The sequence below is a fragment of the Stenotrophomonas humi genome, from assembly GCF_001431415.1.
Classification (GTDB): domain Bacteria; phylum Pseudomonadota; class Gammaproteobacteria; order Xanthomonadales; family Xanthomonadaceae; genus Stenotrophomonas; species Stenotrophomonas humi.
In genome coordinates this window covers 16,212-37,134 of the sequence record NZ_LDJI01000013.1, presented here as the reverse complement: position 1 = coordinate 37,134, position 20,923 = coordinate 16,212, and the positions used below count along the sequence as shown (strand labels likewise).

Here is a 20,923-nt window from a genome sequence, read left to right as displayed (position 1 = left end):
GAAGCAGCTGCGGCCTCCCACTCCTTCCGTCGTTGCTGCGACATGACAGGAGTCCGACATGAACCTGCGTGACTTGAAGTACCTGGTGGCGCTGGCCGAGCACAAGCACTTCGGTCGCGCCGCTGCATCCTGTTTCGTCAGCCAGCCCACGCTCTCCACCCAGATCAAGAAGCTGGAGGAAGAGCTGGGCGTGCCGCTGGTCGAGCGCGCACCGCGCAAGGTGATGTTGACTCCAGCCGGGCGCGAAGCCGCCGCGCGTGCGCGCAGCATCGTGGCCGAAGTCGAGCAGATGAAGGAAGCCGCGCGACGCAGCCGGGATCCGGAAGCCGGCACCGTGCGTCTGGGCATCTTCCCCACGCTTGGCCCATATCTGCTGCCGCACGTGGTACCTGCGATCCGCCAGCGCTTCCCGCAGCTGGAAATGCTGCTGGTCGAGGAAAAGAGCGACGTGCTGATGGCACAGCTGCGCAATGGTCAGCTTGACGCGGCGGTGCTGGCCTTGCCGATCAACGACGAACAGCTGCACGTCGAGTTCCTGTTCGAGGAGCCCTTCATGCTGGCTGCGCCGGAAGGCCACCCGTTGACCGCGCATGCATCGCTGACACTGGATGACCTGTCCCACCAGCGCCTGTTGCTGCTGCAGGACGGGCACTGCCTGCGTGACCAGGCACTGGATGTCTGCCACCTGGCGGGCGCACTGGAGAAATCCGAATTCCAGGCCACCAGCCTGGAAACCCTGCGACAGATGGTCGCAGCCAACGTGGGTGTCACCCTGCTGCCGATGCTGGCAGTGAAGCCACCGGTGGCGCGTTCGGAAAACATCCATCTGATCCCGTTCAAGGGCGAGCCGGTACCCAACCGTCGTATTGCCATGATCTGGCGCCGCAGCTCGGCGATGGGCGAATTTCTGGAGCAGCTCGCCCAGCTGTTCAGGCAGTTGCCGGCAGGTTTGCTGGAGTTACCGCCAGCGACGGCCTAAGCGCGAACAGCCCCCTCCCTTTGCCTGTGGCGAAGGGAGGCAGAAGCCGCGTTCATCGCAATCGGTCAGATTGTGCCCCCTTCATCGCGGCCAAGGGGAAGGCTGGCAAAGGCTGCCTTTCGGGAGTCCATCAACCTGAACACTCCCTACCCCCACATTGCATCCGGCCCTGACCGGCCCCATGATCGGTACAGGGTCGCAACCGGCCCGTGTTACCAGCACAATAGTGACCAGGCGGCGCCGACAAGGCGTCGCCTTTTGCTTGCTTTTTCAATAGTTTTTTCAACAGATAAGGAACATCCAATGACCAGCCACAGCGGTCTGCCGCCATCCATCATCGTTTCCAGCCGCGACCTGGCCCGCCTCGAGGCCATGCTCGACTCCCCGGCCCTGAGCCGGCACCCCGCCGCCGTCGCTCTGTCCCTGGAGCTGGAACGCGCGCAGGTGCTGCCGCCGGAAGAAATCCCCGCAGGCATCGTCACCATGCATTCGCGTGTGGATTGCATCGACGAACTGCACGACGAAAAGCATTCCCTGACCCTGGTCTATCCGCACGAGGCGGATTTCGACAAGGGCCACGTGTCGATCCTGGCACCGGTTGGCAGCGCCCTGCTCGGCCTGTCGGTTGGCCAGACCATCGATTGGACTGCGCCCGGCGGCCGTCAGCTGCGCCTGCGCGTCACCGCCGTCCACTACCAGCCCGAAGCCGCTGGCGACCTCAACCGCTGAGCGCATCGCGCCGGCACCGCTGTACAGGAACACGCAATGACCCAGGCCCCCTCCAAACTCGCCCAGCTGCGCGAACTGTCCGTCGTCGTCGCCGACACCGGTGACTACGACGCCATCAAGCGCCTGCGCCCGGTGGACTGCACCACCAACCCGACGTTGGTGAAGAAAGCCCTCGACCTGCCGGTGTACGCCGGCCTGATCGAGCGCGAGTTGCAGTGGGGCCGTGCTCAAAGTGGCGACACGCAGGACATCGCCAAAGCGGTGGTGGATCGCCTCACCGTCGGCGTCGGAACGATGCTGGCCGAGCTGGTGCCCGGCCGCGTGTCCACCGAGGTCGACGCCGACCAGGCGCACGACACCACCGCCACCATCGCCAAGGCACGCGAGTTCATCGCCATGTATGAAGCGGCCGGCGTGCCGCGCAGCAAGGTGCTGATCAAGATCGCCGCCACCTGGGCCGGCGTGGAAGCCGCGCGCGTGCTGCAGGCCGAAGGCATCGACTGCAACCTGACGTTGATCTTCAACCCGACCCAGGCCTTGGCCTGCTCGGAAGCCGGTGCGTTCCTGATCTCGCCGTTCGTCGGCCGCATCCTGGATTGGTATGTCGCCAACGGCCAGACCCCGGCCAGCATCGACGAAGACCCCGGCGTGCAGTTCGTGCGCGGCGTGTATGCCGAGTTCAAGCGTCGCGGCTCGCCGACCGTGGTGATGGGCGCTTCGTTCCGCTCCACCGCGCAGATCGAAGCGCTGGCTGGCTGTGATCGCCTGACCATCTCGCCGGACCTGCTGGAAAGGCTGGACGCCGACTTCGGCGAACTGCCGCGCAAGCTGGCGGCCGGTGCTGCAGAAGCGACGTCGGCTGCCGCGATCGATGAAGCCAGATTCGACGCGGATATGGCGGCCGATCCGATGGCGACCGAGAAGCTGGCGACCGGCATTGAAGCGTTTGCCAAGGATCTGCAGACCCTGCGTCAGCGCATTGCGGACGAGTTGGCCGGCTGACAGCCAAAGCAATGCCTGACGCCTGCCTTCTCCCACCGGGAGAAGGTGGCCGAAGGCCGGATGAGGGTTCGTGCGAAGCCTGGTGGCATCTGCTTGCTGGAGGCTTCGCCCCTTACCCTCACCCCAGCCCCTCTCCCGCAGGGAGAGGGGCTTTAGAAAATCCCGAGCGCCAGGCCTGCTGCCAGCAGTGCCCCCAACTCCCTTGCACGCTCCAATTCTGCTTCCGGCAACAGCTTCGCCGCCGTGATCGCCTCAGGCGTCTGTGCATGTGTGCAGACCAGCACCGGTTCGGCGACTTCGCGTAAGCGCAGGCCGGTCGCAATGCGCTGCAACTGCGCGATGGTGGGACGCCCATCCGAACCGGCACACACCAGCAACGCATAGGGCTTGCCTTCGCAGCGCCCCAACAGCGGGTAATAGTTGCGGTCAAAGAAGTCCTTCATCGCACCGCTGATCGACGCCAGGGTTTCGGGCGTGGCAAACACCACCGCATCGGCACCCAGCACGTCGTCCGCGCCAGCATCTGCCGCATGCAGCAGCGTGACCTGCAACGCGTCAGCCCCTTCTTTTCGTGCAGCGCCTGCCAATGCTTCCGCCAGCGCGCGCGTAGCGCCGGTAAAGCTGTGCCACACCACCAACAGTCGGCGCGGTGCGGCACTCACAACTCAGGCATCCAGACCAATCGGGCAACTCACGCCGGTGCCACCAATGCCGCAATAGCCGTTGGGATTCTTGGCCAGGTATTGCTGGTGGTAATCCTCGGCGTAATAAAACGGCGGCGCCGGGAATGCGATCTCCGTGGTGATGTCGCCGTAACCGGCAGCATGCAGCTGCTGCTGGTAGGCATCACGGCTGGCCAGTACGGCATCCAACTGCGCCTGGCTGTGGCAATAGATGGCCGAGCGGTACTGCGTGCCGGTGTCGTTGCCCTGGCGCATGCCCTGGGTCGGATCGTGGTTCTCCCAGAACGTGCGCAGCACCGTCTCCAGTGTCACCTGTGCCGGGTCGAACACCACCCGCACCACTTCGGTATGCCCAGTAAGCCCGGAACACGCTTCCTCGTAGGTCGGATTCGGCGTAACGCCGCCCTGGTAGCCCACCGCCGTGGTCACCCCCCCCGGCAGCTGCCAGAACTTGCGCTCAGCACCCCAGAAGCAACCCATGCCAACATCCAGCACCTGCAGGCCGGCAAAGTCGCCGCGCAACGGCTGGCCGTTGACGAAATGTACGTTGTGCAACGGCAACGGCTCATCGCGCCCCGGCAACGCTTCCTCCGGGCGTGGCAGGCGCTGCTTGAACGCGCCGATGCCCAGCAGCCCTTGGCTGATTCCCAACATGATCAATTCCTCACATAACGTGTGTGTGCGATGCCCGCCTGCGCCCGAACCCGTTGCCGGGCAGGAACAAGCGTTCAGGCCGGCAGGAAACCGGGCGCTTCATCGTCATCGGAAATGGGGTCGGCGGGGCCGGCGTCCAAGGCCAGTTCGGCGACGACTTCATCGGCTTCGGGCTTTGCCATGTCCGGCACGCATACCCGCAGCATGCCGAACAGCGGCAGCTCGCCGCCAGCGCCAAGCAGCGATTCGCCGAACACGAAGGCCGGGATGCCCGCGTCCTCCAGCGCATGTTTGACCAGATGCGCATCGAACAGGTTGTTTGTCTGGTAGACCAGTTGCATCGAGATCTCCTGGGCGGTTCAGAACGGCCGGATCAACCCGTCGGTCGCCGCCACGTGCTCGGTTTCCTGGGCGCCCGCCTGTCGCCATTCACGCATGGCCGGCAGCTCAAGCAACGCCCGTTGATAGTCGCCAGCCTCGCCCTGCAATGCCACCCCATAGCCATCAAAGCGCACCGCGACCGGGGCGAACATGGCGTCGACGATGCCGAAGTCCCCGAACAGGAACTCTCCGCCACTACCTTCGCTCCGGCGCAGATCACGCCACAGCGTCTGGACACGGTCGATGTCGCGTTGCGCGGCTGCGTCCCAGTGGTAGGCATCAGGCGTGCGCCGGCTGTTCATCGGCAACTGCGAGCGCAGCGCGACGAAGCCGGAGTGCATCTCCGCCGCCGCTGCACGGGCCTGGGCACGCTGTCGCAGGTCCTGCGGCCAGCCACGGCCGCCGAGCCAACGCTCATTGGCGTACTCGCAGATGGCCAGCGAGTCCCATACATGGACCTCACCATCGCGCAGCGCCGGCACCTTGCCGCTGGGGGAATGCCGGCCGATCTCGGCGACGAATTCCGGGGTGTCCAGCGCCAGCCGGACTTCGTCGAAATCCACGCCAAAGTGCCGCAACAGCAACCAGGGCCGCAGCGACCAGGAGGAGTAATTCTTGTTGCCGATTACCAGAACAGGCCGATTCATGGGCGTTCAAGGGCGGGACGGCCCTCCAGCATAGGCCCATCCAAGGCACGTCGGGCCCGGCTCGGCTAAACTTTCGCCCTACTATCTGAAACGAATGCCGCGCCCCCCCATGTCCGAGAACACGCCTGCCGCCGACGCCACCCTGGAAACCACCCCGGAGAAGCGCGATTTCATCCGCCAGATCGTCCGCGAGGACCTGGCCAGCGGCAAGCACACGGCCATCAAGACCCGCTTCCCGCCCGAGCCCAACGGCTACCTGCACATCGGCCATGCCAAGTCGATCTGCCTGAACTTCGGCATCGCCGGCGAGTTCAGCGGCGTGTGCAACCTGCGTTTCGACGACACCAACCCGGCCAAGGAAGACCCGGAGTACGTGACCGCGATCCAGGACGACGTGCGCTGGCTGGGCTTTGAATGGAACGAGCTGCGTCACGCCTCGGACTATTTCGAGGCCTATTACCTGGCGGCGCAGAAGCTGATCCGTGACGGCAAGGCCTACGTCTGTGACCTGTCGGCCGAGGAAGTGCGCGCCTATCGCGGCACCCTGACCGAGCCGGGCCGGCCGTCGCCGTACCGCGACCGCAGCGTCGAGGAGAACCTGGACCTGTTCACCCGCATGCGCGCCGGCGAGTTCCCGGATGGCGCGCGTACCGTGCGTGCCAAGATCGACATGGCCAGCGGCAACATCAACCTGCGCGACCCGGCGATCTACCGCATCAAGCACGTCGAGCACCAGAACACCGGCAACGCGTGGCCGATCTACCCGATGTACGACTTCGCCCATGCGCTGGGCGACTCGATCGAGGGCATCACCCACTCGCTGTGCACGCTGGAGTTTGAAGACCACCGCCCGCTGTACGACTGGTGCGTGGACAACGTCGACTACGCGCACAGCCCGGAACTGACCCAGCCGCTGGTCGACAAGGGCCTGCCGCGTGAAGCCGCCAAGCCGCGTCAGATCGAGTTCTCGCGCCTGAACATCAACTACACGGTGATGAGCAAGCGCAAGCTGATGGCGCTGGTCACCGAACAGTTGGTCGACGGCTGGGACGACCCGCGCATGCCGACCCTGCAGGGCCTGCGTCGCCGCGGCTACACCCCGCCAGCGATGCGCCTGTTCGCCGAGCGCGTTGGCATTTCCAAGCAGAATTCGCTGATCGATTTCAGCGTGCTAGAAGGCGCGCTGCGTGAGGACCTGGACAGCGCCGCCGCGCGCCGCATGGCGGTGATCGACCCGATCAAGCTGGTGCTCACCAACCTGCCCGAAGGCCACGAAGAAACCCTGACCTTCAGCAACCATCCGAAGGACGAAAGCTTCGGCACCCGCGACGTGCCGTTCGCACGTGAGCTGTGGATCGAGCGCGAAGATTTCGCCGAAGTCCCGCCGAAGGGCTGGAAGCGTCTGGTACCGGGCGGTGAAGTGCGCCTGCGCGGCGCCGGCATCGCCCGCGTCGATGAGGTGGTCAAGAACGATGCCGGTGAGATCGTCGAGCTGCGTGGCTGGCTGGACCCGGAATCGCGTCCGGGCATGGAAGGTGCCAACCGCAAGGTCAAGGGCACCATCCATTGGGTCAGCGCCCAGCATGCGGTGGAAGCCGAAGTCCGCCTCTACGACCGCCTGTTCTCGGTGCAGAACCCGGACGACGAATCCGAAGGCAAGACCTACCGCGATTACCTGAATCCGGAATCGCGCAAGGTCGTCACCGGCTACATCGAACCGGCCGCCGCCCTCGCCGCGCCGGAGCAGTCGTTCCAGTTCGAGCGCACCGGCTACTTCGTCGCCGACCGCCGCGACCACACCGCAACCAAGCCGGTGTTCAACCGCAGCGTGACGTTGCGCGATACCTGGACGGCCTGAGGTAACAGCAGGCACCTGTAGAGCCGAGCCCTGCTCGGCTGGAGCGTTCCCGACAAAACTCCAGTGCAGCATCGCTGCGCTCTACAGTGCGGCCTGCACAGCGTGTCCGAACGCCTATTTCTTCCCCGGCTCGACCACGCTGCTGCGCCAGACATCCAGAAACTGCCGCCGCTTCAACGCATCCAGATACACCAGCAAGCCCGGGCCCAGTTGAATCGGTCGCAGGTTGCGCGCGGGATCACCGTCGCGGCCATCACCGCGAATGATCGGCATCAGCCGCGCTTCGCGCGACAGGACCTGTTGCCCTCGCGGCGACAGCAGATAGTCCAGAAAGCGCTTGGCTTCGGCCGGATGCGTGCTGGTGCGCGGAATAACCGCCGTGCGCAGCACCACCAGCGTGTAGTCCTCCGGCTCGATGATGCCCAGCGGCGCACCGGCATCGATGCGCGCCTGGGCATACGAACCCAGCACGTTGTAGACCAACGACAACTCCCCCTTGCTTACCTTGTCCAGCAGCACGCCGGTACGTTCTTCGCGCACCACGCCGTTGTCGCCCAAGGCACCCAGCAATGCGCCCGCAATGCTGCCGCGTTGCGCATCCTGGGTTGCCAGCAGGTAACCCACGCTGCTGCGTTCGATGTCATAGGTGCCCACCTTGCCACGCAGCGGCGCCCCCTCCGCACGCAGCAGATCCAGCAGCTGACGCCGTGTATGCGGCACCTTTGCCGCAGGCAGCGCGCGGGTGTTGTAGACCATTGCCACCGGCTCGTAACTGATGCCGAATGCTTCGTTGCGCCATTTCGCCCAGGCCGGCACGGCCTCGGTCTGCAGCGAGCGATGCGGCAGCGCATGACCGTCATTGACCAGCTTGGCCTGCAGGTCCATGCCGCTGGAAATCAGCAGATCCGGCGAAGCCGGCCCTTGTCGATCATGCAGGTAACGGGTGTACAGATCCTGCGCGACGATGTCTTCGTAGACCACCTCGGTGCCAGGATGCAGGTGCTGGTAATCGGCAATCACCACCGCGAACACTTCGCTGTCGGTGGTGCCGCTGATGCGCAGTTGTTCAGTGGCCGTGCCGCGCGCCGGGAAGCGCTGCACATCGCCCGGCGCGGCCAACGCCGGCAGGGCGAACATCGCGACCGCGATCACGGCGAACAAGCGTTTCATGCAGCACTCCGGGGCAGGCGAATGGTGGCGACCAGGCCGCCCTGGGGACGATTGGCAAGATCAATGCTGCCGCCGTGACTGTCGACAACACGCTTGACGATGGCCAGGCCCAGGCCCGCGCCCCCTGGCGGCGCATCTTCACCCCGGCCAAAGCGCTCGAACACACGCTCGGCATCGGCCGCGGTGATGCCCGGGCCATGATCGGCAATGGTCAGCACCGCATGTGCATCATCCATCGTCAACGCGATCTGCAACGCGCCATCGCCCCCATATTTGAGGGCGTTGTCGACCAGGTTCTTGATCGCTTCACGCAGCAGCAATGCGTCACCATTGACCTGCACCGCCGCGTTGGTCATCGCCAGCTGCACGCGCGGTGCACGGCCCGCCTGTGGCAGGGCTTCATGCAGGGCCTGGTGCACGGTCTCGGCCAGATCAACCGGCTGGAAACGCTGCAGGTTCGAGCGATGGATCACGCTGGCATCGCTGAGCAACTGATTGAGCAGGCGGCTCATATGCGCGGCGTTGCGCTCGATGGCCTGCAGACTGCGCCGCATGTCGCGCGGATCGTCATCGTCCACCGCCAACTGTGCCTGTGCGCGCAACGCCGCCAACGGTGTGCGCATCTGGTGCGCTGCCTCGGCCATGAACGCGCGCAGGGTTTCGTTGCTGCTGGACAGACGCTCCATGAAACGATTCAACGCTGCCACCATCTGGTCCATCTCACGCGGCACGCGCGCGTCCAGTGGCTTGAGGTCGGAGGGCTCGCGCCGTGACAGCTCGCGTTCCACGCGTACCAGGGGCCGGAAAACGCGGTGCACGGCAAAGGCCACCAGCGCCAGCAACAATGCCGACAACAGGCCGATGGCCAACAACGCGCGGTTCACCATGTCCTGCGCCAATACCTCACGGGCACGGCGGGTCTGCCCCACCTGTACCTGCACCTCGCCCTGTGCCGAAGCGGCGGCGAAACTGCGCGTAACCACCACAAAGCGCACGGTCTCACCGCTGTACGCCGCATCGAACAACTGCGGCCGCGCTCCGGGTCTGCGTGGTGCCGCCGGCAGATCACCGTAACCGGTGATCAAACGGCCCTGACTGTCGGCCACGCGGTAGAACACCCGGTCCTCTTCCGCCATCGACAGCAGGTCCAGCGCCGCATAGGGCAGATCCACCTGCCATTGCCCTTCGACCAGCGCCACCGAGTCCGCGATGGAAAGTGCCGAAGACACCAGCAGGTGATCGAAGGAACGGTTGGCGGCGCGTTGGCCGTAGTCACGGGCGGCGAACAACAACACCACCGCGAACACCGCCAGCAGCACACCCAGATACAGCATCAGCGTGCGCCGCAGCGATGCCGGCGCGCTTCGCTCAGTCCGTTCCATCAGCAATACCGTCGCTGGATTCCAGCATGTAACCCACGCCCCGCACGGTGGTGATGCGCAGCGGTGCGCCAGCAAGTTTTTTGCGCAGGCGCCCGACATACAGCTCGATGGCATTGGGGCCGGCTTCGTCGTCGAAACCGAACAGGCCATTGCCGATCTCATCCTTGCCGACCACCTGACCCAGCCGCCCGACCAGGATTTCGAGCAGGCGGTATTCACGGTTGGGCAATTCGATCTGCTCGCCGTCCAGGCTTACCCGGTGCGCGGCGTTGTCGAACTGGAAGCCGCCCACCTGCACCACTTCACTCGCCTGCCCGCGCGTGCGCCGCAACAGCACCCGGCAGCGCGCCTCGAATTCGCGGAAATCAAAGGGCTTTCCGAGGTAATCATCGGCGCCGACATCCAGCGCCTGGACACGGTCCTCGATGCCGTCGCGCGCGGTCAGCATCAACACCGGTGTACTGTCCCCGCGCTCGCGCATGCCGGCCAGCACGCGCAGGCCATCGAGCTTTGGCAAGCCGATATCCAGCACCACCAGATCGAAATTCTGGTACCGCAGCACGCTGGCTGCCGCCAGACCGTCGGCCTGCCAGTCCACGGCATGGCCACTGCGACGCATGCGACGGATGATCGCGTCGGCCAGATCCGGATTGTCTTCGACCAGCAGCAAGCGCATGGGGCAAGGGGGCGTGGGGAGACGCGAATGCTAACGCGCTGGCGTCCCCAGCGCCGCTGCACTGGCCTTTTCGCTGCAGTGCACAAACCGCTGACAGGCGGATGACAGCTTGCCACCTCCAGACTGCGCCCACGCACCGCCCGGTGCCTTTCCCCAAGCGCCCGATGCGCACCAAGGAGGGTTCATGAGCTCCCACATTGCATGCTGGCGCAGCGGCGCTGCCCTGACGTTGATGGCACTGGCCGCACCGGCGGTCGCCGCCGATGAAGAACGCCCGGTCAGCGCGACGGTCGGCGGTCGCCTGCACCTGGATTTCGCCACGTTCGACAACGATGGCCGCGGCACGCCGAACAAGGACGACACCGAAGTACGGCGCGCCTGGCTGGATGTGTCCGGCAAGTTCTTCGTGGTTGATTACAAGCTGGAAGCCGACTTCTCCGGCGACCGCGTCGAGGCCAAGGATGTCTACATCAGCCGCAGCTTCGGCGATGCCGGCCGGCTGACGGTCGGCCAGTTCAAGCAGTACTTCTCGCTGGATGACCGCACCGGCTCCAACTACGGCAGCTTCCTGGAACGCGGCAACGCGGGCACCACGCTGGCACCGCTGTACCGACTGGGCGCGTCATGGCAGGCCAACCCGGGTGATTTCACCTGGGCAGCCAGCATCTACAGCCTGGAAAGCATCGATGCGTGGCAGGTAAAGGGCCGTGCTGCCGGCGGCCGCGCCACCTGGGCACCCAGCCCGAGTGCCGGCGACGTGCTGCACCTGGGCCTGTCGCTGGCGCGCGAGTCCTATGACAACCCCGGCGCCAACGGCGTGCCGGCATTGCGCATCCGCCCCCGTCCTGCCGGCCACCTGTCCGATGAAAGCCGCCTGACGCTGGTGGACTTCTCCGCCGGCCGCGACACCGACGTCAACAAGTGGTCGCTGGAGTACGCGCAGGTGCGTGGTCCCCTGTCATGGCAGGGCGAGTTCAGTGGCGCCACCTTCGACGATGGTGCCCAGCGCGGCGACGTGATGGCCGGCTACGGCATGCTGAGCTGGTTTGTCACCGGCGAGTCGCGCAGCTATGACCGCAAGACCGGTCGCTTCGCCCGAATCAAGGACATCCGCCACACCGCCGGCGCCTTTGAACTGGCGCTGCGCTACGACCAGATGCGCGGTGCGCAACATCTCGATGGCCGGCCCGACCTGCGCCGCGGCAGCACCGAAGCCTGGACGCTGGGCGGCAACTGGTACCTGCGCGACAACCTGCGCTTGATGCTCAACGTGATCGAAAGCCACAACCGCGACCGTCTTGCCGACGTCACCGTCGACCGCACGCGCGCGGTGACCGGCCGCCTGCAGTTCGACTTCTAAGCCCTTCCCCCTTTTCTCTTTCCACAAGGAGTCTGCAGATGATGCTGACCATCCTCGGCTTCGGCATGGTGCTGACGTTCATGTATCTCATCATGAGCAAGCGCCTGTCGCCGCTGGTCGCGCTGATCACCGTCCCCATCGTCTTCGCCCTGCTCGGTGGCTTCGGTGCCGGCCTGGACGAGATGATGCTCGATGGCATCAAGAAGATCGCGCCCACCGGCGTGATGTTGATGTTCGCCATCCTCTACTTCGGCGTGATGATCGACGCGGGCCTGTTCGATCCGCTGGTGCGCATCATCCTGCGCATCGTCAAGGGCGATCCACTGAAGATCGTGATGGGCACGGCGGTGCTGGCGATGCTGATCTCGCTCGACGGTGACGGCTCGACCACCTACATGATCACCGTCTCGGCGATGCTGCCGCTGTACCGGCGACTGGGCATGAATGCCTTGAACATGACCTGCGTGACCATCCTCGCCGGTGGCGTGATGAACCTCACGCCATGGGGCGGCCCGACCGCACGCGCCGCCACCGCGCTGCACGTGGACCCGGCCGATGTATTCATCCCGCTGATCCCGGCAATGGTGCTGGCCTGCGCCGGCATCCTGCTGCTGGCCTGGTACCTGGGCATGAAGGAACGTCGTCGCCTGGGCGTGGTCACCTTGCCGCACGGTGGTTCGTGGATGGATGCCAGCGTCTCCGATGACGGCGATGCGCTGCCCACCGTGGAAGATGCCGAAGACACCAAGCGTCCCAAGCTGCTGTGGGTGAACCTGGTGCTGACGCTGGCGCTGATGACGGCCTTGGTGATCGGCCTGCTGCCGATGCCGGTGCTGTTCATGGTCGGCTTCGCCGTCGCGCTGGTGATCAACTATCCGAACCTGGCCGAGCAGCGCCGTCGCGTGGTCAACCATGCGGGCAATGTGCTGTCGGTGGTGTCGCTGATTTTCGCTGCGGGCATCTTCACCGGCATCCTGTCCAACACCGGCATGGTCGATGCGATGTCGCGCGGGTTCCTTGCCGTGATCCCGGATGCATGGGGGCCCCATCTGGCAGTGATCACCGCGTTGGCGTCGATGCCGTTCACCTTCTTCATGTCCAATGACGCCTTCTACTTCGGCGTGTTGCCGATCCTGTCCGAGGCTGCGGGTCACTACGGCATCACCCCGGTGGAAATGGCCCGCGCCTCGCTGGCCGGGCAACCCGTGCACCTGCTCAGCCCGTTAGTGCCTTCCACCTACCTGCTGGTCGGCCTGGCCAAGGTGGATTTCGCTGACCACCAGAAGTTCACCCTCAAATGGGCAGTGGCGATCTCACTGTTGTTGATGGCCGGCAGCCTGCTGTGTGCCTTGTATCCGCTGGCCGCTTGAGCGGCCCTGCCTCGAACCGGAGCTTCACATGACTCTTCGCATCGCATACGTCACCAGCGGCATGGGCAGCGTGGGCACTGCCATCTGCCAGACCCTGTCCCGCAGCGGCCACACCGTGGTCGCAGGCTGCGCACCCAATTCGCCCCGCAAGGCCAACTGGCTGCGCGAGCAGCGTGAGCTCGGCTTCGACTTCATCGCCTCCGAAGGCAACGCCACCGACTGGAACTCGACCAGCGCCGCCTTCGCCAAGGTGCGTGCGGAGGTGGGCGAGGTCGACGTACTGGTCAACAACTCCGGTGGCAGTCGCGACATGCTGTTCCGGCAGATGACCGTTGACGACTGGAACGCGGTGATCGCCTCCAACCTCAACTCACTGTTCAATCTCACCAAGCAGGTGGTGGATGGCATGGCCAGCCGTGGCTGGGGCCGTATTATCAACATCGGTTCGGTCAGCGCACACAAAGGCCAGATCGGCCAGGTCAACTACGCTACCGCCAAGGCGGCGATGCACGGTTTCAGCCGCGCATTGGCCAACGAAGTGGCAACGCGCAATGTCACCGTGAACACCATTTCGCCCGGCTACATCGCCAGCCAGTCGATCAGCAGCTTTCCGCCGGATGTGCTGGATCGGCTGGCTGCCTCGGTGCCGATCCGGCGCCTGGGCACACCGGAGGAAGTCGCTGCGCTGTGCGCATGGATGGCCTCGGATGAGGCCGCCTACGTGACCGGCGCCGACTATGCGGTCAACGGCGGCCTACACATGGGCTGAGCCCTGGTTTCCTCGCCTCCTCAAGGCGACGCCGCGATGTTCTGCATCGCGGCTTTTTTTGCCAGCGATTTACTGCCAGTCATCACAGATGCGCAGGGTTTCCCGGGTGCCGTCAAAAACCTTTCATGTTGGCTTCGCATAGTGGCTGCGCACGTGTTTCACGCGCCTCCCCCTTATGCCACGGATCGACATGCAACCCCGACTTCTGACCCTCGCAGTACTCGCCGCCCTGACCTCCGCACCGCTGTACGCTGCCACGCCCGCGCAGGGCGATGCCAGCATCGATGCAACCTCCGCGCTCGCGGCAGGCAGCGCACAGACGCTGGATGCGATATCGGTGATCGGCCAAGGCGAAACCCGACAGGTGCAGCGCATCGGCGAAGTCGACAAGCAGGTGCTGCCGCCCGGCACCAGCGGCCAGAAGATCCTCGACCGCCTGCCCGGTGTATCGGTGCAATCCAACGATGCATTCGGCGCCAACGAAGAGTCACAGACCATCAGCCTGCGTGGCTTCGACAAAAGCCGCCTGGGCTACACGCTGGATGGCATCCCATTGGGTGACAACAGCTACGGGAACTACAACGGCTTGAGCATCTCGCGCGCGCTGATCGCCGAAAACCTGGCGGGCGCCGAGCTGGCGCAGGGCGTCGGCTCGTTGGGCGTGGCATCCACCAGCAACCTGGGCGGCACCATCCAGTACTTCTCCAGCGATCCGTCTTCCGTATTCGGTGGCCGTGCCAGCATCACCCTGGGCGATGACAACCAGCGTCGCGGTTACCTGCGTGTGGATACCGGCGAACACAATGGCTTTGCCGCCTACGTCTCCGGGGTTCATCAGGATGCGGACATGTGGGCCGCGCCGCATCAGAACCAGACCAGCCGCCAGTTCAACGCCAAGGCGGTGTGGAACGTCGGCGACAACCGCTTTGGCGCGTTCGTCGCCACTTCGCGCACCAGCCAGGCCAACTACGCGTATCTGTCCAAAAGCATGCTGGAGCGCGGCCTGGGTTGGGACTGGAACATCTATGCACCTGACTGGGATCGCGCCGTTGCCGCCGCATATTGCGCACCGGCCACCTTCAATGCCGAACGCTGTGCGTTCAGCGGCGGCGTCAACAGCATCGACGATGCCTACTACCAGAGCCGAGCATTGCGCGACGACAATCTGTATTCGCTGGATGCGGACCTGCGCGTGGGTGAACAAGGCCGCTTGAAGCTGCTCGCCTATCATCACGAAAACCGTGGCCAGGGCCATTGGTGGGCGCCGGGCCAGCCATCGCATCCCGGCACCGACAGGATGCTGCCCATCTCCATCCGCAGCAGCAACTACAGCATCAACCGTCAGGGCCTCACCGCTGCGTTGTCATGGACGCTCGGCATCCACGAGCTGGAAGCAGGTCTGTGGTGGGAGCAGAACGATCATCACGTGGAGCGCAATTTCTACTACATCGATGGCCCGTTCCTGGACGACACCTACCTCACCGATCCGGATCGGCGTTTGTTCGACCAGGACTTCGATATCCGCACACGTCAGTTCTACGTGCAGGACCGCATGCGTTTCATGGACGACCGCCTGACCGTGGACGTGGGCATCAAGAGCCCCAACACGCGCATGCGTGCCAACGCCAAGCCCGGTACCGAGGCACGCTATGCATCCGGCACGCTGACGGCCAAGGAATCGGTACTGCCGCAGGCCAGCATCGGCTTCAAGCTCAACGGCAACAACGAGCTGTTTGCGTCCTACTCGGAAAACATCGCCGCCTTCGTCGGCGGTGGCAGCGGTGGCCCGTTGCAGGTCACACCGGAATCGTTCGCCGCCAGCGCCGGGCTGGAGCCGGAGAAGTCGCGGACCTTCGAAGCCGGCTTCCGCACCTTCGGGAAGCACTACCAGGCCTCCCTCGCCGCCTACGACGTCACCTTCGACAACCGCCTGCTCTCGCTCAATCCCTGCACTAGCATCGAAGTGGGCACGCGTCCGGAATGCATCACCCGCTTCATCAACGTCGGCTCGGTGAAGAGCCGTGGCGCCGAGCTGACCTTCATCCTCAAACCGATGCAGGGACTGCAGTGGTACAACGCGCTGTCCTGGAACAAATCCACCTACGAGGACGATTACGTCTCCGGCGGCGCATTGGTGCCGGTCGCCGGCAAGATCACCGTCGACACACCACAGCGCATGGCCTCCAGCGAACTGAGCTGGAACCACGATGGCTGGTTCGCCAGCCTGCGTGGCAAGTACACCGGCAAGCGCTACTACACGTACACCAATGACCAGTCGGTGCCGGGCGTGACCACCTTCGACGCCGGTTTCGGCTACACCTTCGGCACCGGCCTGGGCCTGCAGGACCTGAAGGTGTCGATGAACGTGACCAACCTGACCAACAAGCGCTACGCCGGCCAGCTCAGCTCGTTCGCCCCCTCCGATCCCAACGGCACCCGCTACGCCATCCATGCCAGTGCCCCGCGCCAGACGTTCATCACGCTGAGCGCGGGGTTCTAAGGACCTGATTGACTTGAAGCCCCTCTCCCGCCCCGCAGGAGAGGGGTTGGGGTGAGGGCGTTTGTGACGGAACGCAAACCCAAGCCACACTGCCATCCCACAGCCCTTGCAGCTGAACAGATCTCACCCATCCAGTGAGGCCAAAGCCCCAGTCCGATACACTGGCCGCCGTTTTTGTCCAAAGGTCGGTCATCGTCATGCTTCACGCGCAGGTTCATCTCACACTTCCCGTCTGGATCCACGATGCGGTCGACAGCCAGCACGCATATACCAGCGATGCGGAAAAGGTGGCCCTGGCGATCGAACTGTCGCGACTGAACATCGAACACGACACCGGCGGCCCGTTCGGTGCGGTGGTGTTCGGCCCGGACCATCGTGTCATCGCCGCTGCAGTGAACCGTGTGGTGCCACACGCCACCTCGCTGGCCCATGCCGAAAACATGGCCTACATGCTGGCCCAGCAGAAGCTCAATACGCCGCGCCTGAACGCGGAGCTCTCGCCCATCACCCTGGCCACCTCGTCGCAGCCGTGCTGCCAGTGCTACGGCGCCACCGTGTGGGCTGGCATTGATCGCCTGCTGATCGGCGCCAGCGCCGCCGACGTGGAAGAACTCACCCCGTTCGATGAAGGCCCGCTGCCGGCTGACTGGGTGGGCGAGCTGAACAAGCGTGGCATCGAAGTCGTGCAGGGCCTTCTGCGTGACGAAGCACGCGTCGTGCTCGGCAACTACGGCCGCAACGACGGCGCACGTTACTGATCTGCTAGCCCCTCTCCCTCCGGGAGAGGGTTGGGGTGAGGGTTCGTACGTATCCTCATCTCGCCCCTGCGGGGCACCTTCCTCCCGACGGGAGAAGGAACCTGCCCCGCTCCGCTCAACACCAAGGATTTCCATGACTGGCCTGCTGTGCTACTGCCGCCAAGGCTTTGAACCGGAGCTGGCCGGCGAACTCAACGAGCGTGCCGGTGCTGCCGGCATTGCCGGCTATGCACGCACACAGCGCAACGATGGCTATGTGGTGTTCGTCACCGACGAGGCCGCCGCGCTGGACCAACGCCTGCCGTGGCGCGAGTTGATCTTCGCCCGTCAGAAGCTGCAGATACTGGCCGAACTGCCGCAGCTCGATGCCAGCGACCGCATCACCCCGATCATCGCCGCATTGGAAGGTCAGCAACGTTTCGGCGACCTGTGGGTGGAGCACCCGGATTCGGATGCCGGCAAGCCGCTGGCCGGGCTGGCGCGCAGTTTCGGCAATGCACTGCGCCCGGCGCTGCGCAAGGCCGGCCTGCTCACCGACAAGACCAACACCAAGCTGCCACGCCTGCACATCGTGTTCGTTGATGGCACCCACGCGTTCGTCTGCGTCGCCGATACCCGCGACAGCGCGCCATGGCCGCTGGGCATCCCGCGCCTGAAGCTGTTGTCCGACGCGCCGTCGCGTTCGGCGTTGAAGCTGGAAGAAGCCTTGCTGGCCCTGCTCACACCGGAGGAACGCGAAGCCCTGATGGTGCCCGGCATGCGCGCGGCTGACCTGGGCGCGGCACCGGGCGGCTGGACCTGGGTGCTGACCCGCCAGCACCTGCGCGTCAGCAGCATCGACAACGGCCCGCTGCGCCAGCATGTGATCGACACCGGCCTGGTGGAACACCTGCGTGCCGACGGTTTCCATTGGCAACCGGAAGTGCCGTTGGACTGGATGGTCTGCGACATGGTCGAACAGCCCCGTCGCGTCGCCGAGCGCATGGCCACCTGGCTGCGCGAAGGCTGGTGCAAGCACGCCATCTTCAACCTCAAGCTGCCGATGAAGAAGCGCTGGGATGAAACCAAGCTGTGTCTGGACCTGTTCGCGGATCAAGCCGGCAAGTCGCTGACCATCCGTGCCAAGCAGCTGTACCACGACCGTGAGGAAATCACGGTCTTCGTCACGCCCGCACGGCGCTGACCACAACGGGGCCTGCACGGCCCCGGGCTCCATCGCGACATCGTCTACACCGGGCCGGGTTCACCATCATGGCGTGCCCCGCACCGGAAGCCGCCATGTTCCGCTCGTTCATGCTGCTCACACTGCTGCTGATCACCAGCGGCTGCAGCGTTCCTGCAGCCACCTCGCCACCCGTCGCCGGAACTGCACCAACACCGCCCGCCGCAACGCCTGTGGTTGTCGACCAGAGTTGCCGTACCGATGCCGATTGCACGGTCAAGAACGTCGGCAACTGCTGCGGTTATTACCCGGCCTGCGTCAACGTCGCCAGTCGCACCGACCCGGCTGGCGTGCAGGCCAGCTGCCAGGCCAAGGGCATGATGAGCGTCTGTGGCTTCGCGGAAATCAGTGGCTGCAGCTGTGTGAAAGGCCAGTGCGCAGCCAACCGGGACGCAACGGATGCACGACGCATGCCGCTGCAGACTCCACCGAGCGACAAACGCTGAGCTGCCGCGCCGACCGACGCGGTTGCCTTCGCAACCACCGACCGCTTCGCTGCAAGGCTCTGGCACACTCGCCCGGGTCCTGAAGCGGAGAATGTCGTGATCGTCTGCCATGCCGTAATGAAACGAACGGTTGTTGCGCTGTGCCTGGCGATGGCCGGCAGCGCCTGCGCTGCCCCAGCCTTTGTCGTGCGTGACCATGTCGGTGATGGCGTTTTCACGACCGGCATCGAGGGCCCTGCCACCGGCGCGGACGGCGCTCTGTATGTCGTCAACATCGGCAAGGACGGCACCATCGGCCGCGTCGATCCCAACGGCAACGCCGCATTGTTCGTCACGCTTCCCGAAGGCAGCATCGGCAATGGCATCCGCTTCGGAACGGACGGCGCGATGTTCGTGGCCGACTACCCTGGCCACAACATCCTGCAGATCGATCCGGCAACCCGCGTGATCAGCGTGTTCGCGCACCTGCCCGACGCGCACCAGCCCAACGACATCGCACTGGCGCCGAATGGCACGTTGTATGCCAGCGACCCGGATTGGGCCAGGCCCGACAACGGCCAGCTCTGGCGCATCGACCGCGACGGCGGCGTACACCTGCTCGAAAGCGGCATGGGCACCACCAACGGCATCGAGGTCAGCCCCGATGGCCGTCACCTCTATGTCAACGAAAGCGTGCAGCGCAACGTATGGGTCTATGACCTCGACGCAGGGGGAAAGCCCTCCAACAAGCGGCTGCTGATCCGCTTCGACGATCACGGCATGGACGGCATGCGCAGCGACATGGACGGAAATCTCTACATCGCCCGCTACGACGCCGGCGTGGTGGCCGTGGTTTCACCGCAAGGCGAACTGCTGCGCGAGGTGCCGCTGAAAGGCCGCAAACCGACCAATGTCGCCTTCGGCGGCGCCGATGGCAGGCAGGTCTTCGTGACCCTGCAGGACCGGGGCGCGGTGGAGACCTTCCAGGCCGACCGCCCCGGACGGGAATACGGCCTGCAGCACGCCGGCAATCGCTGAGCCGGCCGCCCGTCTCAATCCGTGCCACCGGGATCGGGCATCCTGTGTGCTCATGGGAGGACACCGATGCACGCAATCGAATTGAAGGACCCGGCCACATTTGGCGATGAATTCCTGCGGCTGACCCTGCTGCAGGGCTTCCAGTCGCTGACCAAACGCGACCTGGAACTGCTGATCTTCATACTGCTTGAGCGCGACGGTGCGATCGACCGCAGCGCTTCCAACACCGCCGTGGCGTTGCAGCTGCGGGTGACACCGGCAAAGGTCAAAGGCCTGCGGCGGGATGGTTATGCCCGTTGGCGCGCCCTGGTGCCGGAGGAAGGCGACAACGCCCTGCAGCGCATCGTCGCCGCCGCGCTGACCGAGGCCAACCTGCGCTCGGGCGTCAAACACGTCACCGAGCGCAGCCGCAAGGAAGGCTTCCTCGCCATCCGCATCGAACACCCGGACGACGCGCAACGCTTCGAACAGGCCATCCTCGACGTGGGTGCCATCCCGGTCTACGAGCGCAACCGCGAGGTGGTGGCCGTACGCTTCGACACCCTGCTTGCCATCGCCGAACGCTGGAACTACCTGCAGCCGGATCCGCAGGCCACGCTCGACGCACTCAGGAAGCTGGCGCCGACCTCGGAAGAAGTGGCCGACCTGCTGAAGAAGGACATCAAACAGCTGCGCTGGGACGACCTGCGACGCGCCTTGAACAGCCTCGGCGCGAAGGCGGTCAGCTCGACGGCGGAAGGTGGCTTGAAAGGCCTGCTGAAACTGGTGTTCCCCTTCATTCCCGGCTGAAAGCCGGCCTTCAAGCACACCTGGTTACCATCCGCGTTGTTCCCCTGCGCTGCACGGATCACCGTCAGCCGTCACTTCCCGTAATTCGATGGAACCGACCATGACCGTCCCCGCACTTCGCCCTGCCCTGTCGCTAATCATCACCGCGATGCTGCCGCTCAGCATCGCTGCACAGAACGTTCAACCTCCCACGCCTGCCGTCAGTTCACCGCTGCTCGACACTCCGGCCAGCGTACGCGAGCAGCCCCTTGCCACTGGCAAGGTCACTCACTCGGTGCAGATCCAAACGCCCCCGGGCCAGGCCCAGGTGACCGTGCGTTCGGTGCAGGCGGACAACGTGGTCGGCAATTACCGCATCGATTTCGCTGCGATGGATGTCAACGGAGACGGCTTCATCAGTCGCGAGGAAGCGCAGGCCAATCCCGCGCTGGCCGCCGAGTTCAACGCCCTCGACAGCACCCGTCGCGGCAAGTTGTCACGCGAACAGCTGGCCGGTTGGCTGAAGCCGTAAATCACACTGATCGGTGCAGG

Annotated in this window: 21 protein-coding genes; 14 read left to right on the top strand and 7 right to left on the bottom strand. The window is 64.9% G+C overall.

Features of this window, described 5'->3' with window-relative positions:
• Positions 1 to 58 precede the first annotated feature (58 nt).
• The 3 genes from oxyR (at position 59) to ABB26_RS07370 (ending at position 2,710) form a co-directional block, all read left to right on the top strand.
• On the top strand, positions 59 to 979 hold the full coding sequence (gene oxyR, locus ABB26_RS07380; RefSeq protein ID WP_057633044.1) for a DNA-binding transcriptional regulator OxyR: 921 nt from the start codon (positions 59 to 61) through the stop codon (positions 977 to 979).
• Between the two features lie 303 nt (positions 980 to 1,282).
• Positions 1,283 to 1,708 (top strand): nucleoside diphosphate kinase regulator, encoded by a 426-nt coding sequence (gene rnk, locus ABB26_RS07375; RefSeq protein ID WP_057633043.1) that lies wholly within the window; start codon positions 1,283 to 1,285, stop codon positions 1,706 to 1,708.
• Between the two features lie 36 nt (positions 1,709 to 1,744).
• Positions 1,745 to 2,710, top strand: a complete 966-nt coding sequence (locus tag ABB26_RS07370) for a transaldolase (RefSeq protein WP_057633042.1) — start codon at positions 1,745 to 1,747, stop codon at positions 2,708 to 2,710.
• A 152-nt stretch (positions 2,711 to 2,862) separates the two neighbouring features.
• Here ABB26_RS07370 and ABB26_RS07365 read toward each other — a convergent pair whose 3' ends face one another.
• The 4 genes from ABB26_RS07365 to ABB26_RS07350 all read right to left on the bottom strand — a co-directional run bounded on the left by ABB26_RS07365 (position 2,863) and on the right by ABB26_RS07350 (position 5,075).
• Positions 2,863 to 3,372, bottom strand: coding sequence for a flavodoxin family protein (locus ABB26_RS07365; RefSeq protein WP_057633041.1), 510 nt, complete (start codon positions 3,370 to 3,372; stop codon positions 2,863 to 2,865).
• 3 nt (positions 3,373 to 3,375) lie between these two features.
• Positions 3,376 to 4,026, bottom strand: coding sequence for a peptide-methionine (S)-S-oxide reductase MsrA (msrA, locus tag ABB26_RS07360; RefSeq protein WP_057633186.1), 651 nt, complete (start codon positions 4,024 to 4,026; stop codon positions 3,376 to 3,378).
• 95 nt (positions 4,027 to 4,121) lie between these two features.
• Positions 4,122 to 4,388 (bottom strand): putative signal transducing protein, encoded by a 267-nt coding sequence (locus ABB26_RS07355; RefSeq protein WP_057633040.1) that lies wholly within the window; start codon positions 4,386 to 4,388, stop codon positions 4,122 to 4,124.
• 18 nt (positions 4,389 to 4,406) lie between these two features.
• Positions 4,407 to 5,075 (bottom strand): glutathione S-transferase family protein, encoded by a 669-nt coding sequence (locus ABB26_RS07350; protein ID WP_057633039.1) that lies wholly within the window; start codon positions 5,073 to 5,075, stop codon positions 4,407 to 4,409.
• A gap of 109 nt (positions 5,076 to 5,184) precedes the next feature.
• On the opposite strand from ABB26_RS07350, the gene ABB26_RS07345 reads away from it, so the two are divergent.
• A complete protein-coding gene (locus tag ABB26_RS07345) occupies positions 5,185 to 6,933 on the top strand; it encodes a glutamine--tRNA ligase/YqeY domain fusion protein (protein WP_057633038.1) in 1,749 nt (582 codons plus the stop codon).
• Positions 6,934 to 7,047: 114 nt separating this feature from the next.
• On the opposite strand, the gene ABB26_RS07340 is transcribed toward ABB26_RS07345, so the two are convergent.
• Genes ABB26_RS07340 through ABB26_RS07330 form a run of 3 tightly spaced genes read right to left on the bottom strand, consistent with a single transcriptional unit; the run spans position 7,048 to position 10,161 of the window.
• Positions 7,048 to 8,103, bottom strand: a complete 1,056-nt coding sequence (locus tag ABB26_RS07340) for an ABC transporter substrate-binding protein (protein ID WP_057633037.1) — start codon at positions 8,101 to 8,103, stop codon at positions 7,048 to 7,050.
• On the bottom strand, positions 8,100 to 9,485 hold the full coding sequence (locus ABB26_RS07335) for a sensor histidine kinase (RefSeq protein ID WP_057633036.1): 1,386 nt from the start codon (positions 9,483 to 9,485) through the stop codon (positions 8,100 to 8,102). The genes ABB26_RS07340 and ABB26_RS07335 overlap by 4 nt, the downstream gene beginning before the upstream one ends.
• Positions 9,472 to 10,161 (bottom strand): response regulator transcription factor, encoded by a 690-nt coding sequence (locus tag ABB26_RS07330; protein ID WP_057633035.1) that lies wholly within the window; start codon positions 10,159 to 10,161, stop codon positions 9,472 to 9,474. Before ABB26_RS07330 ends, ABB26_RS07335 begins: the two co-directional genes overlap by 14 nt.
• A gap of 184 nt (positions 10,162 to 10,345) precedes the next feature.
• On the opposite strand from ABB26_RS07330, the gene ABB26_RS07325 reads away from it, so the two are divergent.
• The 10 genes from ABB26_RS07325 (at position 10,346) to ABB26_RS07280 (ending at position 20,903) form a co-directional block, all read left to right on the top strand.
• Entirely contained in the window at positions 10,346 to 11,521 is a 1,176-nt protein-coding gene (locus ABB26_RS07325) for an OprO/OprP family phosphate-selective porin (protein WP_057633034.1), read from the top strand.
• 41 nt (positions 11,522 to 11,562) lie between these two features.
• Positions 11,563 to 12,891 carry a CitMHS family transporter gene (locus ABB26_RS07320; RefSeq protein WP_057633185.1) on the top strand — a complete coding sequence of 443 codons (1,329 nt, stop codon included), beginning with the start codon at positions 11,563 to 11,565 and terminating at the stop codon, positions 12,889 to 12,891.
• Positions 12,892 to 12,919: 28 nt separating this feature from the next.
• Complete coding sequence (gene phbB, locus ABB26_RS07315) at positions 12,920 to 13,660, top strand: acetoacetyl-CoA reductase (protein WP_057633033.1); 741 nt, start codon at positions 12,920 to 12,922, stop codon at positions 13,658 to 13,660.
• A gap of 190 nt (positions 13,661 to 13,850) precedes the next feature.
• Complete coding sequence (locus ABB26_RS07310) at positions 13,851 to 16,160, top strand: TonB-dependent receptor (RefSeq protein ID WP_083490733.1); 2,310 nt, start codon at positions 13,851 to 13,853, stop codon at positions 16,158 to 16,160.
• Positions 16,161 to 16,357: 197 nt separating this feature from the next.
• The gene (locus ABB26_RS07305) at positions 16,358 to 16,918 is read left to right on the top strand and encodes a nucleoside deaminase (protein WP_057633031.1); all 561 of its coding nucleotides are present in this window, start codon (positions 16,358 to 16,360) and stop codon (positions 16,916 to 16,918) included.
• 133 nt (positions 16,919 to 17,051) lie between these two features.
• Complete coding sequence (rlmM, locus tag ABB26_RS07300) at positions 17,052 to 18,101, top strand: 23S rRNA (cytidine(2498)-2'-O)-methyltransferase RlmM (protein WP_057633030.1); 1,050 nt, start codon at positions 17,052 to 17,054, stop codon at positions 18,099 to 18,101.
• Between the two features lie 95 nt (positions 18,102 to 18,196).
• Complete coding sequence (locus ABB26_RS07295; protein WP_057633184.1) at positions 18,197 to 18,586, top strand: hypothetical protein; 390 nt, start codon at positions 18,197 to 18,199, stop codon at positions 18,584 to 18,586.
• A gap of 117 nt (positions 18,587 to 18,703) precedes the next feature.
• Positions 18,704 to 19,603: an SMP-30/gluconolactonase/LRE family protein gene (locus ABB26_RS07290; protein ID WP_057633029.1), complete on the top strand. Its 900-nt coding sequence runs from the start codon at positions 18,704 to 18,706 to the stop codon at positions 19,601 to 19,603.
• Positions 19,604 to 19,669: 66 nt separating this feature from the next.
• A complete protein-coding gene (locus tag ABB26_RS07285; RefSeq protein WP_057633028.1) occupies positions 19,670 to 20,392 on the top strand; it encodes a hypothetical protein in 723 nt (240 codons plus the stop codon).
• 100 nt (positions 20,393 to 20,492) lie between these two features.
• The gene (locus ABB26_RS07280; RefSeq protein WP_083490732.1) at positions 20,493 to 20,903 is read left to right on the top strand and encodes an EF-hand domain-containing protein; all 411 of its coding nucleotides are present in this window, start codon (positions 20,493 to 20,495) and stop codon (positions 20,901 to 20,903) included.
• The last annotated feature ends 20 nt before the right edge of the window (positions 20,904 to 20,923 follow it).

What these genes read in the sequence shown, in the direction of transcription:
- oxyR (WP_057633044.1), top strand. Translation starts at nt 59, where the DNA reads ATGAACCTGCGTGACTTGAAGTACCTGGTGGCGCTGGCCGAGCACAAG.
- rnk (WP_057633043.1), top strand. Translation starts at nt 1,283, where the DNA reads ATGACCAGCCACAGCGGTCTGCCGCCATCCATCATCGTTTCCAGCCGC.
- ABB26_RS07370 (WP_057633042.1), top strand. Translation starts at nt 1,745, where the DNA reads ATGACCCAGGCCCCCTCCAAACTCGCCCAGCTGCGCGAACTGTCCGTC.
- ABB26_RS07355 (WP_057633040.1), bottom strand. Translation starts at nt 4,388, where the DNA reads ATGCAACTGGTCTACCAGACAAACAACCTGTTCGATGCGCATCTGGTC.
- ABB26_RS07350 (WP_057633039.1), bottom strand. Translation starts at nt 5,075, where the DNA reads ATGAATCGGCCTGTTCTGGTAATCGGCAACAAGAATTACTCCTCCTGG.
- ABB26_RS07345 (WP_057633038.1), top strand. Translation starts at nt 5,185, where the DNA reads ATGTCCGAGAACACGCCTGCCGCCGACGCCACCCTGGAAACCACCCCG.
- ABB26_RS07340 (WP_057633037.1), bottom strand. Translation starts at nt 8,103, where the DNA reads ATGAAACGCTTGTTCGCCGTGATCGCGGTCGCGATGTTCGCCCTGCCG.
- ABB26_RS07335 (WP_057633036.1), bottom strand. Translation starts at nt 9,485, where the DNA reads ATGGAACGGACTGAGCGAAGCGCGCCGGCATCGCTGCGGCGCACGCTG.
- ABB26_RS07330 (WP_057633035.1), bottom strand. Translation starts at nt 10,161, where the DNA reads ATGCGCTTGCTGCTGGTCGAAGACAATCCGGATCTGGCCGACGCGATC.
- ABB26_RS07325 (WP_057633034.1), top strand. Translation starts at nt 10,346, where the DNA reads ATGAGCTCCCACATTGCATGCTGGCGCAGCGGCGCTGCCCTGACGTTG.
- ABB26_RS07320 (WP_057633185.1), top strand. Translation starts at nt 11,563, where the DNA reads ATGCTGACCATCCTCGGCTTCGGCATGGTGCTGACGTTCATGTATCTC.
- phbB (WP_057633033.1), top strand. Translation starts at nt 12,920, where the DNA reads ATGACTCTTCGCATCGCATACGTCACCAGCGGCATGGGCAGCGTGGGC.
- ABB26_RS07310 (WP_083490733.1), top strand. Translation starts at nt 13,851, where the DNA reads ATGCAACCCCGACTTCTGACCCTCGCAGTACTCGCCGCCCTGACCTCC.
- ABB26_RS07305 (WP_057633031.1), top strand. Translation starts at nt 16,358, where the DNA reads ATGCTTCACGCGCAGGTTCATCTCACACTTCCCGTCTGGATCCACGAT.
- rlmM (WP_057633030.1), top strand. Translation starts at nt 17,052, where the DNA reads ATGACTGGCCTGCTGTGCTACTGCCGCCAAGGCTTTGAACCGGAGCTG.
- ABB26_RS07295 (WP_057633184.1), top strand. Translation starts at nt 18,197, where the DNA reads ATGTTCCGCTCGTTCATGCTGCTCACACTGCTGCTGATCACCAGCGGC.
- ABB26_RS07290 (WP_057633029.1), top strand. Translation starts at nt 18,704, where the DNA reads ATGAAACGAACGGTTGTTGCGCTGTGCCTGGCGATGGCCGGCAGCGCC.
- ABB26_RS07285 (WP_057633028.1), top strand. Translation starts at nt 19,670, where the DNA reads ATGCACGCAATCGAATTGAAGGACCCGGCCACATTTGGCGATGAATTC.
- ABB26_RS07280 (WP_083490732.1), top strand. Translation starts at nt 20,493, where the DNA reads ATGACCGTCCCCGCACTTCGCCCTGCCCTGTCGCTAATCATCACCGCG.